General features: G+C 72.6%; 14 protein-coding genes. 9 read left to right on the top strand and 5 right to left on the bottom strand.

Going from position 1 to position 13,377, the window contains the following annotated elements; translation table 11 throughout:
* Positions 1–30 precede the first annotated feature (30 nt).
* The 3 genes from KV557_RS13490 to KV557_RS13480 form a co-directional block, all read right to left on the bottom strand.
* The gene (locus tag KV557_RS13490) at positions 31–1,176 is read right to left on the bottom strand and encodes a helix-turn-helix domain-containing protein (RefSeq protein ID WP_218200125.1); all 1,146 of its coding nucleotides are present in this window, start codon (positions 1,174–1,176) and stop codon (positions 31–33) included.
* A 184-nt stretch (positions 1,177–1,360) separates the two neighbouring features.
* On the bottom strand, positions 1,361–2,812 hold the full coding sequence (locus KV557_RS13485; RefSeq protein ID WP_218200124.1) for an amino acid permease: 1,452 nt from the start codon (positions 2,810–2,812) through the stop codon (positions 1,361–1,363).
* Positions 2,813–3,050: 238 nt separating this feature from the next.
* On the bottom strand, positions 3,051–3,272 hold the full coding sequence (locus KV557_RS13480; protein ID WP_218200123.1) for a hypothetical protein: 222 nt from the start codon (positions 3,270–3,272) through the stop codon (positions 3,051–3,053).
* A 112-nt stretch (positions 3,273–3,384) separates the two neighbouring features.
* Here KV557_RS13480 and ku point away from each other — a divergent pair, with 112 nt between their 5' ends.
* A complete protein-coding gene (ku, locus tag KV557_RS13475) occupies positions 3,385–4,320 on the top strand; it encodes a non-homologous end joining protein Ku (RefSeq protein ID WP_218200122.1) in 936 nt (311 codons plus the stop codon).
* A gap of 71 nt (positions 4,321–4,391) precedes the next feature.
* Positions 4,392–4,673: a hypothetical protein gene (locus KV557_RS13470; protein WP_218200121.1), complete on the top strand. Its 282-nt coding sequence runs from the start codon at positions 4,392–4,394 to the stop codon at positions 4,671–4,673.
* Between the two features lie 40 nt (positions 4,674–4,713).
* On the opposite strand, the gene KV557_RS13465 is transcribed toward KV557_RS13470, so the two are convergent.
* Both KV557_RS13465 and KV557_RS13460 read right to left on the bottom strand, forming a co-directional pair.
* Positions 4,714–6,102: an NADP-dependent succinic semialdehyde dehydrogenase gene (locus KV557_RS13465; RefSeq protein ID WP_218200120.1), complete on the bottom strand. Its 1,389-nt coding sequence runs from the start codon at positions 6,100–6,102 to the stop codon at positions 4,714–4,716.
* A 173-nt stretch (positions 6,103–6,275) separates the two neighbouring features.
* Complete coding sequence (locus KV557_RS13460) at positions 6,276–6,557, bottom strand: DUF6158 family protein (RefSeq protein WP_374106621.1); 282 nt, start codon at positions 6,555–6,557, stop codon at positions 6,276–6,278.
* 153 nt (positions 6,558–6,710) lie between these two features.
* On the opposite strand from KV557_RS13460, the gene KV557_RS13455 reads away from it, so the two are divergent.
* The 7 genes from KV557_RS13455 (at position 6,711) to KV557_RS13425 (ending at position 13,351) form a co-directional block, all read left to right on the top strand.
* Entirely contained in the window at positions 6,711–7,295 is a 585-nt protein-coding gene (locus KV557_RS13455; RefSeq protein ID WP_218200119.1) for a winged helix-turn-helix domain-containing protein, read from the top strand.
* An 86-nt stretch (positions 7,296–7,381) separates the two neighbouring features.
* Positions 7,382–8,650: an MFS transporter gene (locus tag KV557_RS13450; protein WP_308129885.1), complete on the top strand. Its 1,269-nt coding sequence runs from the start codon at positions 7,382–7,384 to the stop codon at positions 8,648–8,650.
* 154 nt (positions 8,651–8,804) lie between these two features.
* On the top strand, positions 8,805–9,053 hold the full coding sequence (locus KV557_RS13445) for an acyl carrier protein (RefSeq protein ID WP_218200118.1): 249 nt from the start codon (positions 8,805–8,807) through the stop codon (positions 9,051–9,053).
* Between the two features lie 54 nt (positions 9,054–9,107).
* A complete protein-coding gene (locus KV557_RS13440) occupies positions 9,108–10,349 on the top strand; it encodes a beta-ketoacyl-[acyl-carrier-protein] synthase family protein (RefSeq protein ID WP_374106620.1) in 1,242 nt (413 codons plus the stop codon).
* A gap of 73 nt (positions 10,350–10,422) precedes the next feature.
* Positions 10,423–11,562, top strand: coding sequence for a beta-ketoacyl-[acyl-carrier-protein] synthase family protein (locus KV557_RS13435; protein ID WP_218200117.1), 1,140 nt, complete (start codon positions 10,423–10,425; stop codon positions 11,560–11,562).
* Positions 11,559–12,503, top strand: coding sequence for a beta-ketoacyl synthase N-terminal-like domain-containing protein (locus tag KV557_RS13430; RefSeq protein ID WP_218200116.1), 945 nt, complete (start codon positions 11,559–11,561; stop codon positions 12,501–12,503). Before KV557_RS13435 ends, KV557_RS13430 begins: the two co-directional genes overlap by 4 nt.
* The gene (locus KV557_RS13425; RefSeq protein ID WP_218200115.1) at positions 12,503–13,351 is read left to right on the top strand and encodes an alpha/beta fold hydrolase; all 849 of its coding nucleotides are present in this window, start codon (positions 12,503–12,505) and stop codon (positions 13,349–13,351) included. Before KV557_RS13430 ends, KV557_RS13425 begins: the two co-directional genes overlap by 1 nt.
* Positions 13,352–13,377: the final 26 nt, after the last annotated feature.

Genomic DNA, 13,377 nt, shown 5'->3' with positions numbered 1-13,377 from the left:
TCCCGGGTGCGGTCCGCCGTACCCGGGCGCTCAGCCTCCCGCCGGGCAGTGGGCCAGCCGCTCCCGCGCCTGCTGCTGCTCCCGGGCTGTACGGCCGGTGGGGGTGGGCGGGAGGTGGGCCAGGAGGGTGGCGGCGGCCTCGGGGTGGCCGGTGTGGGCGTGGGTGGCGGCCAGGCGGGCGCTGATGAGGGCGTGGTCGTGGGGGTGGGTGGACGGGGGGAGCTGGGTGAGCGCGGTGGTCAGGTGGGCGACGGCCGCCCGGGCGTGGGTGCGGGCGCCGGTGTGGCGGGCGAGGTCGCGATGGCAGGTGCCGTGGGCGACGGTGAGGACCAGGTGGGCGCGCGCGAGCCACGGGCTGGGCTCGCCCGCGCGGAGCGCAGCCTCGGCCAGGCGTTCGGCGTCGGAGAGGGATTGCGAGGCCGGATACGCCGCGCCGGACGAGGCGTGGGCGTGGGCCTCCGCGATCGCGGCCCACGCCTCGACGCCGGGCGCAGGCCCCGCAGCGGCCCGGGCGGCCTCGGCGAGGGCGAGGGCGGTCGGGGCGTCGCCGCGCCACCAGTGCACCGAGCTCTGGCGGGCGAGCAGGTCGGCGACGGCGGCCCGGTCGTCGGCCGCGCGGGCCCAGGTGAGCCCGCAGTCGTACCAGGCGAGGGCGCGGGTGGGACGGTCGCCGTCGAAGTGGGCCCAGCCGGCGAGTTCGGCGTACCGGGCGGCGAGGGTGCGGATCCGGGCGGCCGTTCCGCGCGGTGCCCGGGACTGCCAGTCGGCCAGGGTGCGGGCGTGGTGTTCGAGGACGGCGGTCAGTTCCTCGCCGCCGATGTGGGTGGTGGCGGTGCGGTAGACGGTGAGCAGGTGGCTCAGTACGTCGAGGGTGGCGGCATCGGGGGTGGTGGCGGAGGCAACCGACGGCCCGAGTGCGTCGAGGTGTTCGCGCTCCTGCCGCACCGGTTGCCAGAGGGCCGTCAACTCACCTCCGGTGCACAGGAGTTCGTCGGCCCGGGCAGGCAGTCCGGGTGGCGGCCAGCGGCGGGCGTTCTCGACCCGGCTGATCAGCGAGTCGTCGTAGCCGAGCCGGCGGCCGAGTTCGGCCTGGCTGAGGCCGCGGGCCTCGCGCCAGTCCCGTAGCCGGTGGCCGAAGCGGAGCCGGGCGGACGTGGGGGCAGGGAGGATCGGCACGGGGCCTCCCGGGGCGGTGGGGGTGCGCTCGTCGGGAAGGGGGAGCGTTACGCGGAGGTATCCCCATTGACAGGCCTGCGTCAAACAGTGGCGGGCAACCGGCGGTGCCGAACGGGAACGGCACCGGGCCCGGGAGCCTCCGCAACGGCTCCCGGGCCCGGCACTGTGGCGCGGCGCGGACGGGTCAGGACTCCGCCGCCACCGCGGCCCGCCGCCGTCGGCCCACCACGGCCGAGGCCGCGAGCACGATCGCCGCGGCGACCAGCGACAGGTACATCTGCTTGCGTCCGTCGGCGTCGGTGAACATGTACGCCATCACGAACCCGATCATGCCGATCGCGGTCCAGGTCAGGTACGGGTACAGCCACATCCGGACGGTCAGCCGCTCGGGCATCTCCCGCTCGATGATCTTGCGCATCCGCAGCTGGGTGCCGCAGATCACCAGCCAGACGAAGAGCGCGACCGCGCCGGAGGAGTTGAGCAGGAACGCGAACACCGTGTCGGGGTAGGCGTAGTTGAAGAAGACGGCGATGAACCCGAACACCACCGACGCCAGGATCGCGACCCGCGGCACGCCGCGCTTGGTGACGCTCGCGAAGGCCTTGGGTGCGTCGCCGCGCTGCCCGAGCGAGAAGGCCATCCGGGAGGCCGTGTACATCCCGGAGTTGAGGCAGGACAGGACTGCCGTCAGCACGATCACATCCATCACCTGGCCCGCGTGCGGGATGCCCACGTGGTTCAGTACGGCCACGTACGGGCTGGCCTTGACCTCGGCCGAGTCCCACGGCAGCAGGGTCACGACGAGCAGGATCGAGCCCAGGTAGAAGACGCCGATGCGCCAGATCACGCTGTTGGTGGCCTTGGTGACCGCCTTCTCCGGGTCCTCGGACTCGCCGGCGGCGAGCGTGACGATCTCGCTGCCCATGAATGCGAACACGACGGTGAGCATGCCGGTGAACACCGCTCCGACGCCGTGCGGCAGGAAGCCGCCGTGGCCGGTGAGGTTGGTGGTGCCGACCGCGTGCGTGCCGGGCAGCAGGCCGAACACGGCGAGGATGCCGATCACCAGGAACGCGGCGATCGCGACGACCTTGATCCCGGCGAACCAGAACTCGAACTCGCCGTAGGACGAGACCGAGGTCAGGTTGGTGGCAGTGAGCACCGCCATCACGATGAGCGCGAACGCCCACTGCGGCACGCCGGGCATCCAGTGGTTGAGGATCTTCGCGCCGGCGGTGGCCTCGACCGCGAGTACCACGACCCAGAAGAACCAGTACAGCCAGCCGATGCTGAACCCGGCCCACCGGCCGAGCGCGCGGTCCGCGTACGCCGAGAACGAGCCGCTCTGCGGGTCGGCCGCGGCCATCTCGCCGAGCATCCGCATCACCAGCACGACCAGCAGGCCGGCCAGCGCGTACGAGAGCAGGATGCCGGGGCCGGTCGCGGCGATGCCCGCGCCGGAGCCGACGAACAGGCCGGCGCCGATCACGCCGCCGATCGCGATCATCGACAGGTGGCGGTTCTTGAGCCCGGCCTTCAGGTGGCCGTCGCCGCCGTGCCCGGGCCCGTGTCCGGGCGCGCCGGACTGGTGGGGGATCTCGGGAGCTACCGCCGGCTTGGTGGTGTCCGCACTCATCAAGGGTGCCCTGTGCCTTCCTCGCGCGGCGATTCCCTCGGCTCGTCGCGCCGGAGGGTGGGGGACGGACCCGCGCATTGCGGTGCAACCTAACTACTACGCACGAGTATCGGAACAAGGTCGCCGGATCCGTCCGCTCAGCGGACGCAAAAGCCCAGGTCAGAGGGGGTATAAAAGTCCGGCGAAAAGCTCAAATCTGACTCATCGCCAGGTTGTTCAGAGCGTTTCCGGGACGGGTTCACGCCTCGTTCAGCTCCAGGACGACGATCTCGTGTCCGGTTGCCGCCTGCCCGGCGAGGCGGGCGGCCAGGATCCGCGGGATGTCGCTCTCCTGCGAGTGCCCGGGCACCACCGTGACCTCCGCCCGCCGGACCCCGGCCTCCCCGCGTACGGCGTACACCACCCGGTACGTCGTCCGTTCCGGCGGCGGCGCGCTGCGCTCCCGCCCGTTGCCGGCCATCCGCGCCCACCTCCTCGGGCCTCCCTGGGCCTCCTCGGGCCCATTGTCCGTTCGGTGTGGCCGAACCGGGCAAATCCGGGCAGAGTGAAAGTCTCCGGAAGGGACGCCTCCCATGCAGACCACCTGGAAGGGGACGATCAGCTTCGGGCTGGTCAGCATCCCCGTTCACCTGTACTCCGCCACGCAGGAGCACGACGTCCCGCTGCACCAGGTGCACGCGAAGGACGGCGGGCGGGTGCGGATGAAGCGGTACTGCGAGCAGGAGGAGAAAGAGGTCCCGTACGCGGAGATCGCCAAGGGCTACGAGTCGCCCGACGGCCGGACCGTCACGCTCACCGACGAGGACCTCGCCGACCTCCCGCTGCCCAGCAAGAAGATCATCGACGTGCTGGCCTTCGTCGACGCCGGCGAGATCGACCCGCTGATGTTCTCCAAGGCCTACTACGTGGGCGTCGCCGACACGGCGGCCGCCAAACCGTACGCTCTGCTGCGCGACGCGCTCACCGGCTCCGGCCGGATCGCCGTCACCAAGATCGCGCTGCGCACCCGGGAGTCGCCCGCGGTGCTGCGGGTGCACGAGGGCACGCTGGTGCTCCAGACCTGCATCTGGCCCGACGAGGTCCGCCCGGCGGCCGGCATCGCACCGGAGGAGAACGTCACCGTCCGGCCGCAGGAGCTGAAGATGGCGCGGTCGCTGATGGACACGCTCTCCGAGGACTTCGACCTCTCCCAGCTCCACGACGACTACCAGCAGGCCCTGCAGCAGGTGATCACCGCCCGGCTGGAGGGCGTCGAGCTCCCGCACGAGGAGGAGCCGGGCGAGGCGCCCGACAACGTGATCGACCTGATGGAGGCGCTGCGCAGCAGCCTCAAGCAGGCGAAGAGCGGGCGGGGGAGCGCCTCCGAGCCGGAGGCGTCCGACGAGAAGCCCGCGCCGCGCAAGCGGGCTGCCGCGGCGAAGAAGGCCGCGCCTGCCCCTGCTTCGAAGACCGCGACGGCGAAGAAGACCACGACCCGCAAGGCTGCGGCCCCCCGCAAGGCTTCGTAGCCCGCACGCTGCGGAACCAGCCCTGGCCCCCCGAACCTCCCCGACGAACCCGACGATCGGAGGCGATCCCGATGGACCTGCTGGCCTACAAGGAACTCGACACCGGACCCGAAGCCCCGGAGCACCCGAGCCTGGGATACCGGGCCTGGCACTGGCTGCTCAGCCTCAGCCCCACCGTGGTGACGTTCATGGTCGCGCTCTCGCTCGGCCTCGGCATGGTCGGCGCCCAGGTGAGCTGGGAGCCGATGCTCGGCCTGATGGCGGCCTTCTGGGGCCTGACGGTCATCGCCATGGCGGGCGTCGTCGCCCGCTGGATGACGCCCGGCCGGGGCAGGCACCGGATGGCGTCCTGACCCGGCCGTCGCAGCCGTCGCAGCAAGGTCCGGGGGTTGCTCAGCCGATCCACACCGTGGTGACGTTGCAGAACTCCCGGATCCCGTGCCCCGACAGCTCCCGCCCGAACCCGGAGCGCTTGACGCCGCCGAACGGCAGCGCCGGGTGGGAGGCCGTCATGCCGTTGAAGAACACCCCGCCGGCCTGGATGTCGCGGACGAAGCGCTCCTGCTCGCTCCCGTCCGTCGTCCAGACGTTGGAACTCAGCCCGAACGGGGTGTCGTTGGCGAGCGCCACCGCCTCGTCCAGGCCGGCGACCCGGTAGACGGTCGCGACCGGGCCGAAGGTCTCCTCCTGGTGGATCCGCATGGCCGGGGTGATGCCGGTGAGCACGGTGGGCTCGTAGAAGTACCCGGTGTCCCAGCCCGTGGGGCGCCCGCCGCCGCACTCCACCCGGGCGCCGCGGGTGCGGGCGTCCTCGACGAGTTCCTCCAAGTCGTCCCGGCCCTGCCGGCTGGCCAGCGGGCCGACGTCGGTGGCCTCGTCCATCGGGTCGCCGACCCGCAGTGAGCCCATGGCCTCGCTGAAGGCGGCGGTGAACCGGTCGTAGACGTCGGTGTGCACGATGAAGCGCTTGGCGGCGATGCAGGACTGGCCGTTGTTCTGCGCCCGTGCCTTGACGGCGGTGCGCACGGCCGCGTCCACGTCGGCGCTCGGCATCACCACGAACGGGTCGCTGCCGCCCAGCTCCAGGACGGCCTTCTTCACCTCGTCGGCCGCCGTGGCGGCGACCGCGCGCCCGGCCGGCTCGCTGCCGGTGAGGGTCACGGCGGCGACCCGGCGGTCCCGGATGACGCCCTCGACGGCGCCCGAGCCGATCAGGAGGGTCTGGAAGCAGCCCTCCGGGAAGCCCGCCCGGCGGAACAGCTCCTCCAGCGCCACCGCCGTCCGGGGCACGTTGGACGCGTGCTTGAGCAGGCCGACGTTGCCCGCCATCAGCGCGGGCGCGGCGAACCGGATCACCTGCCAGAACGGGAAGTTCCACGGCATCACGGCCAGCACCGCGCCGAGCGGCCGGTAGCGGACGTAGGCGCGGGCGGCTCCGGCGTCGGCGACGTCGGCCGGGGCCGGGTGCTCGTCGGCGAGCAGCGCCTCGGCGTGGTCGGCGTACCAGCGCATCGCCTTGGCGCACTTGGCGGCCTCGGCGCGGGCGGCGGCGATCGGCTTGCCCATCTCCTCGGTCATCGTGCGGGCGACGGCCTCCTGGTCCTGGTCCAGCAGGTCGGCGGCCCGGTGCATCAGGGCGGCGCGGGACGCGAAGGTGGTGGTGCGGTAGTCGTGGAAGGCGGTCTCGGCGAGGGCGAGGCGCCGGTCGATGCCGGCCGCGTCGAGGGGTTCGAAGGTCTGCAGGATCTCGCCGGTTGCGGGGTTGACGCTTGCGATGGGCATGCGGGGGCTCCCAGGGGGTCGGGGGTTCGCTCCTTACCCTCCCCGACGGCCCGGCCCGGGGCACGCCACCGCCGCCCGGCGTGTCCCGCCGGGCGGCGCCAGGACCGGGTGCGGGGGCGCCCGCGCGACGGGTTACTCGGGCAGGGACTCCGCTTACTCCGGCAGGGACTCCATTACTCCGGCAGGGACTCCACGCGGGCCGCCGCCTCACGGGCGCGGGCGCCGGCCCGGGTGCGGCCGGCCGTCACCTGCCGGTTGGGGAAGCGGTGCAGGTACTCGGCCTCCAGTTGCCCGGTGCGCAGGGTGTGGCGCTTGAGCGCCTCCTCGGAGCCGTACAGGAACGTCTCGTGGCGTGTGCGGTGCAGCTGTTCCAGCTCGTGCAGCAGGGTGTCGTTGCCCAGGGCGTGCGGGGAGATGCCCTCGGGCCTCATCTGCGGGGCGGTGGCGTGCCGCATGTTTGTACCTCCTCGGCGCAGCCCCCTTCTACCCGGTGCCCGGTGAGCTGTACCGGTACACCCGTTCGGGTGGGGCGACAGATGCACCGGAGATACACAAGAGCTCTCGTACAAGTCTTGTCGTACAAGAATCCTTGTCCATATCCTCCTCGCATGGCTGACACACCTGACGGCACCCGGCAGATCTCCGACTCCCGCGTCCTCGCCGCGCTCACCCATCCACTGCGCCGCCGCCTGCTCGACCTGCTCAAGGTCGACGGCCCGGCCACCGTCGGGCAGCTCGCCGAGCGCACCGGGCAGGCGGTCGGCAACATCAGCCACCACGTGAAGGTGCTGGCCGGCAGCGGCCTGGTCGAGGAGGTGCCCGAACTCGCCCGGGACCGGCGGGAGCGGTGGTGGCGGCTCGCCGCCGCGGAACTGAGCTGGGCGCGGGCCGACTTCGACCACGACCCGGTCGCCGAGGCCGTCGCGGACGCGGCCGGCTCGCTGCTCCTGGAGCGCCAGGCCGGTCTGGTCCGGGACTGGGCCGCGCGGCGGCACGGCTACGACCCGCAGTGGCAGGAGGGCTGCTCGGTGTCCACCGAGACCTGGCTGCGGCTCACCCCCGAGGAGGCCCGCGAGCTGGCCGGGGACCTGGTCGCCGTGCTGCAGAAGTGGGCGGACCGGCCGGTGCCGGAGGACGGGCGGGAGCGGGAGCCCGTCTTCGCCTTCGCCCACAGCGTCCCGGCCCGGCCGTGACGGCAGGGTCGGCGGGTCCGGCTGTGACGGCGGGGTCGGCCGGGACGGTGGATCAGGTCGGGACGGCTGCGATTGCTCCGGCAGAGGTGCCGGAGGTCCGTACGCGCCGGGGCCTGTTCGCCCACCGCGACTTCCGTCTGTTGTGGGCGGGCGAGAGCGTCAGCAAGCTGGGCAGCAGCGTCACCTCCGTCGCGCTGCCGCTGGTCGCGGTGGTGTCGCTGGACGCCGGGCCGCTCGCGGCGGGCCTGCTGACCGGTGCGGTCTGGCTGCCGTGGCTGCTGCTCGGCCTGCCGGCCGGGGTGTGGGTGGGGCGGGTGTCCCGGCGGGCGGTGATGATCGGCTGCAACCTCGCGTCCGCCGCGCTGTTCGCGAGCGTGCCGGTGGCGGGGTGGTTCGGGGTCCTCGGGCTGGCGCAGCTGCTCGCGGTGGCCTTCCTCAGCGGTGTCGCCTCGGTGTTCTTCGACGCGGCGTACCAGGCGTACCTGCCCGAGCTCGTGCGGCGCGAGGACCTGGTCGAGGGCAACGCCAAGCTCCAGGGCACCGCATCGGCCGCCCGGGTCGCCGGACCCGGTCTGGCGGGGCTGACCGTCCAGACGCTGGGCGCGGCGGCCGGTCTGCTGGCCGACGCCGTGACATTTCTGATCGCCACCGCGACCCTGCTGCTGATCCGTCCCAAGCCCGGGCCGGCGGAGGCCGAGCCCGCCGGGGCGGGGCTGGTCACGCAGGTCCGCGAGGGTCTGGCCTTTCTCCTCCGGGACCCGTACCTGCGGTCCTTCACGCTCTACGGCGCGGCGGCGAACTTCGCGCTCACCGGGTACCAGTCGATCGCCGTGCTGTTCCTGATCCGCGACGCCGGGGTCGCCCCGGGCTGGGTCGGCGGGCTCGCGTCGGTCGGCGCGCTCGGGGGCGTGCTCGGTGCGCTGGTGGCCCGGCCGCTCTGCCGGCGGCTCGGCACGGCACGCGGGGTGCGGATCGTCCTGCTGACGGCCATGCCGTTCGGGCTGCTGCTGTCGCTCGCGCGGCCGGGCCTCGGGATCGTGCTCTACGCGGTGGGTTCGCTCGTGATGGTCGCGGGCGTGGTGCTCTGCAACGTCGTGCTCGGCAGCTTCCGGCAGTCCTACACCCCGCCCGCACTGCTCAGCCGCGTCGTGGCGACCTCGATGTTCGCCAACCACGCCACCATCCCGCTCGGCGCCCTGGCCGGCGGCACGCTCGGCTCCGTCCTCGGGCTGCGCGCCACCATGTGGGCGATGACCGGCCTGCTGGCGCTCTGCGGCGCCCTCCCGCTGGTGTCCCCGCTGCGCACCGTCCGGGATCTGCCCACCGGGCCTGCGGGGAGTTGCCCTCGGGCCTAGCCGCGCGTCACCGCGCCTGTCATTCCCAGCGGGTGGACTTGGCAGGTTTCTGCAGCCTCCATTGCCGGGGCCCGTTGAGGTGCCATAGAAAGATCCCCGGCAGAAAACCGGGCGGTGGCCCCGAGGCGCCGCCCGAAAAGGAAGGGTACCCATTATGGCTTCGTACGACGAGAACGTGCAGAAGATCAAGGAGATCGTCTGCGACATTCTTGAGATCGAGGAGGACGAGGTTACCGAGACCAGCCTCTTCAAGGAGGACCACGCCGCTGACTCGCTGCGTTCGATCGAGATCCTCGCGAATCTGGAGAAGGAATTCAGCATCACCATCGACCAGTCCGAGCTGGCCCGCATGGTGAACCTCAAGGGTGTTTACGAGGTCGTGTCCCAGGCCGCCGGCTGGTAGTCGGCGACATCGTTCGGACAGGGCATGGCCGGAGCAGGGGACGGAGAGGTCGGGATGGCAATGTCGGGGCAGGCTGGCCCGCGCAGAGTGGTGATCACCGGGCTGGGGGTGGTCTCCAGTATCGGTATGGGAGCCGGTGAGTTCCTGCAGGGCCTGCGCAGCGGAAGCAGCGGGGCCAAGCCGATCACCGTGTTCGACGTCGAGGGATTCGACCACGCGAACGGGTGCGAGGTGGTCGGGTTCGAGCCCGAGCGGTGGATCCGGCACCTGCCCGTCGAGCATCTCGGCCGGGCGACGCAGTACTCCGTCGCCGCCGCCCGGATGGCGATCGACGATGCCGGGCTGGACCTGTCGGTCTGGCGGTCGCGGCCCGGCGTCGTGACGATCGGCACCACCGACGGGGAGTCCCGCGACCTCGACCACATGGTCGAGGCCGAAGTCCGGTTCGGACCCGAGTACATGGCTCCGGAGTCCGCCCGACGCGTTGCGGCCGGGCGGCTGTCCGCGGCCATCGCCCAGGAACTGGAGCTGTCCGACGTCGAGGCGGTGACGATCCCGACCGCCTGCGCCGCCGGCAACTACGCGATCGGCTACGGCTTCGACGCGGTCCGCTCCGGCGAGGCCGAGTTCGCCCTGTGCGGTGGCGCGGACGCCATGTGCCGCAAGACCTTCTCCGGGTTCTACCGCCTGGGCACCATCGCCCCCGACCGCTGCCGGCCCTTCGATGTGGACCGCAAGGGCATCCTCACCGGCGAGGGGGCCGGCATCCTGGTGCTGGAGAGCCTGGACTCCGCACTCGCCCGCGGCGCGCGCATCTACGCCGAGGTGCTCGGCTACGGCCTGAACTGCGACGCCTACCACCAGGTCGCGCCCAACCAGGACAGTGTCGGCCGGTGCATGGAAATAGCCCTGGAAAACGCCGGGGTCAAGCCCGAGCAGGTGGATCTCATTTCCGCCCACGGCACCGGCACCAAGGCCAACGACGTCACCGAGGCGCGCGCGATCCGCGAGGTCTTCGGAACGCAGCCGCCGAAGGTCATCTCCATGAAGTCGATGATCGGCCACACCATGGGCGCGGCGAGTGCGCTTTCCGCGATCGGCTGTGCCCTCGCCATCACCAACAATTTCATTCCGCCGACCATCAACCACACCACCACCGACCCCGAGTGCGACGTCGACTGTGTTCCGAACGTCGCCGTGGAGGCCGATCTGCGGATTGTCCAGAACAATGGGCTCGCATTCGGCGGGAACAACGCGGTGGTGCTGCTCGGGAAATACGACGAGGTGGCGGCATGAGCGAGCGAAGTGAGCTCATCATCGAAAGGTGCGCGTTGTGCGAAGCGGCTGCCGAGCGTAGCGAGGTGGGCGCATGAGCTGGGCCGTGACCGGTACCGGCGCGGTGGCCAGCGTCGGCCGCAACCCCGGTGAGCTGTTCGCCAACCTGTGTGCCGGCGTCTCCGGTGTCGGCAAGCTGAAGGGTTTCGACCTCAGCCGCCACGAGGCCGTCTTCGCCTACGAGGTGGACGACCGCCCCGAGACCGGGGCCGACGTGCCGCGCCGGGCGACCGCGCTGCTGATCGACGCGATCGGCCAGGCCGCCCGCGACGCGGGCCTCGACGAGCGCGACCTGAGCGGGGTGCCGATCCTGATCGGCACCGGCCTGCGGGAGCTGCGCTCGGTCGAGCTGTGGCAGCGCGACGGCATCGAATTCCCCCCTCAGGACCTGCACTTCGGTACGGCTTTGCGGGAGGCGTGCAACGCCGACGACACCCACACCTTCTCGAACGCCTGCTCCGCGGGGCTGTACGCGCTCGCCCTGGCCACCGACCTGCTGGAGGCCGGCACGGCCGAGACGGTGATCGTCGCCGGCGTGGACGTGCTCACCGAGACCATGTACGGGCTGCTGGAACGGGTCCAGCCGGTTCCGCCGGAGCGGGTGCGGCCGTTCGACCGCAACCGCGCCGGCGTTCTCATGGGCGAGGGCGCGGCGGCCGTCGTGCTGACCCGCACCCCTGCGGCCGGCCAGAAGGCGCACGGGGTGGTGCGCAGCGTCGCCGTCAACTGCGACGCGTTCCACGTGACCGCGCCCGATCCGGTCGGCATCGCCGAGGCCATTCGGGAGGCCCAGTCCCGCGTCGGGCTGAAGCCCAAGGACATCGACCTGGTCATGGTGCACGGCACGGGCACCCTGCTCAACGACGAGGCCGAGGCCATCGCCCTCGCCGACGCGTTCGGCGAGGACGCGGACAAGCCTCTGATGACGGCCATCAAGTCCATGACCGGCCACACCTCGGGAGCCTCCGGCCTGCTCAACCTGGTCGTGACGCTGAACGCGCTGGCCGAGGGCCGGGTGCCGCCGACCGTCGGCCTGGAGGACCCGGTGGACGAGGCGGCCGGCTTCCGGCTCGTCACCGGCGAGGCCGCCCGGGCGCCCCTGGCCGTGGCCCAGTTGAACGCATTCGGCTTCGGCGGCGTGAACGCCGTGGCGATCGTGGAGGCGGCCCGATGAACGTGGTGGTGAGCGGGACCGGCGTGGTGCTGTCGCGCGCGGCCTCGGCCGTGGAACTGATCGAGCCGGGGCCCGCCGACGCCCCGCCGGTCGAGCCGAAGGACCTCATCGGCAGGAAGGGCCTGCGCTACAAGGACCGGGCGACCCAGCTGGCGTACTGCGCGGCCCGGGCGGCCCTGCGCGACGCCGCGCTGGTGGACGACGACGGCGGCTTGACGGTTGCCGCGGGCAGCGTCGCGGTGGTGGTCAGCTCCAACTACGGCAACATCGACACCATCACGCGGGCGATGGACACCATCACCCGCGAGACCGCGGCCGCGGGCAGTCCGATGGACCTGCCGAACGCCTCCAGCAACGTCGTCGCCTCCTCCGTCGCCATCCGCTTCGGCCTGCGCGGCCCGAACCTGATGCTGTGCAACGGCGCCACCTCCGGGCTGGACGCCCTCCGCTGGGGCGCGAACCTGATCCGCGCCGGCCGCGTCACCCGGGCCCTGGTCCTGGGCGTGGAGCCGGACAACGAGGCGGTGCGTGCCTTCGTCGGCGGCGCCCGCACGGTCGACGGCGCGGTGGCCGTGGTGCTGGAGAGCGAAGAAGCGGCGGCCGACCGGGGCGTACCCGCGTTGGCCGCCCTGGGCGGCGCCGTGCGTGGCGCCGGCCTGGCGGCCTCCCTAGCGAAGCTGGACGACGCGGCCGGCGAACGCCCCGCCCTGTGGCAGGTGCCGGAGGCGGACGCGCTGCCGGAGGGGCTGCTGGACGGGGTGCCCCGCCAGGACCTCGGCGCCCGTTTCGGCCTCGCCTCCGGCGCGCTCGGCATCCTCCAGTGCGCCGCGGCCGCCGGCTGGTTCGCCCGCGGTGGCGCCGGGCCGGTGTACGCCAGCGCGGGCGGTGACGCCGACGACGCCAGCGCCGGACTCGTCCTGCTCCGGCCGGCGGCGGCGTGATGTCCGGCCCCGGCACCCTGCTCGCCGCCGGAGCGGCGCCGGCGGCCCAACCCGCCCCACTGCCGCCGGTCGTCGTGCACCGCCGCGCGGCCGGCGGCCCCGGCCGGATGCTGCTGCTCCACGGACTGGCCAACAGCGCGAGCGTCTGGGACGCCTACCTCGAACACGCCGGGCAGGACGGCGGCCCCGAGATCTGGGCCGCCGACCTCCCGTGGCGCGGTGAGTGTGTGGCCCACTGGAGCGCGGAGGGCGACGTCGTGCCGCATGTGGCCGACGCGCTGCGCGCGGTGCCCGGCGGCGCCGGCGTGGTGGTCGGCCACTCCATGGGGGCCAACTCCCTGCTGGAGTTCCTCCACCGGCGGCTGGAGCGGGGCGTCGACCCGTTCACGGAGTTCGGCATCCGCGCCCTCGTCCTGGTGTCCCCGTTCTACCGCCGTGCGGCGGAGGACTTCACCTGGCAGTCCGTGGAGACGGCCGTCCAGAACTTCGTCCGGACCATGACCGAGGGCGTGCGGGTGCACGCCGGCGGCCGGGTCCCGGACGACCTGGTCGAGGAACTCGGCGGCCGGGTCCGGGACCGGGTCGGCGCCTACGGCTGGATGCGGTTCTTCGAGACCTACCTGGCCACCCCGCGGCTGCGGACCGAGCTGTTCACCGTGCCCTGCCTCGTGATCGCGGGCGAGCACGACTCCATCGCTCCCCCGGAGGAGGGCGGCCTGCTGGCGGCCGACCTGCCGGAGGGACGGTTCCACCTGCTGCCCGACAGCGGGCACTTCCTGATGATCGAGCAGGCGGGCGAACTCGCCGCCGCGGTCGATCGATTCGTCAGCACCTTGCCGGCCGCGTGACCGACAGGCGGCCCCGGACCCACACC

It is taken from the genome of Kitasatospora aureofaciens, assembly GCF_019192735.1.
GTDB classification, from domain to species: domain Bacteria; phylum Actinomycetota; class Actinomycetes; order Streptomycetales; family Streptomycetaceae; genus Kitasatospora; species Kitasatospora aureofaciens_A.
This window is presented reverse-complemented; position numbering and strand designations above follow the sequence as displayed.

Coding starts and splice junctions, on each gene's coding strand:
- KV557_RS13485 (WP_218200124.1), bottom strand. CDS start 2,812: ATGAGTGCGGACACCACCAAGCCGGCGGTAGCTCCCGAGATCCCCCAC.
- KV557_RS13480 (WP_218200123.1), bottom strand. CDS start 3,272: ATGGCCGGCAACGGGCGGGAGCGCAGCGCGCCGCCGCCGGAACGGACG.
- ku (WP_218200122.1), top strand. CDS start 3,385: ATGCAGACCACCTGGAAGGGGACGATCAGCTTCGGGCTGGTCAGCATC.
- KV557_RS13470 (WP_218200121.1), top strand. CDS start 4,392: ATGGACCTGCTGGCCTACAAGGAACTCGACACCGGACCCGAAGCCCCG.
- KV557_RS13465 (WP_218200120.1), bottom strand. CDS start 6,102: ATGCCCATCGCAAGCGTCAACCCCGCAACCGGCGAGATCCTGCAGACC.
- KV557_RS13460 (WP_374106621.1), bottom strand. CDS start 6,557: ATGCGGCACGCCACCGCCCCGCAGATGAGGCCCGAGGGCATCTCCCCG.
- KV557_RS13455 (WP_218200119.1), top strand. CDS start 6,711: ATGGCTGACACACCTGACGGCACCCGGCAGATCTCCGACTCCCGCGTC.
- KV557_RS13445 (WP_218200118.1), top strand. CDS start 8,805: ATGGCTTCGTACGACGAGAACGTGCAGAAGATCAAGGAGATCGTCTGC.
- KV557_RS13440 (WP_374106620.1), top strand. CDS start 9,108: ATGGCAATGTCGGGGCAGGCTGGCCCGCGCAGAGTGGTGATCACCGGG.
- KV557_RS13435 (WP_218200117.1), top strand. CDS start 10,423: ATGAGCTGGGCCGTGACCGGTACCGGCGCGGTGGCCAGCGTCGGCCGC.
- KV557_RS13430 (WP_218200116.1), top strand. CDS start 11,559: ATGAACGTGGTGGTGAGCGGGACCGGCGTGGTGCTGTCGCGCGCGGCC.
- KV557_RS13425 (WP_218200115.1), top strand. CDS start 12,503: ATGTCCGGCCCCGGCACCCTGCTCGCCGCCGGAGCGGCGCCGGCGGCC.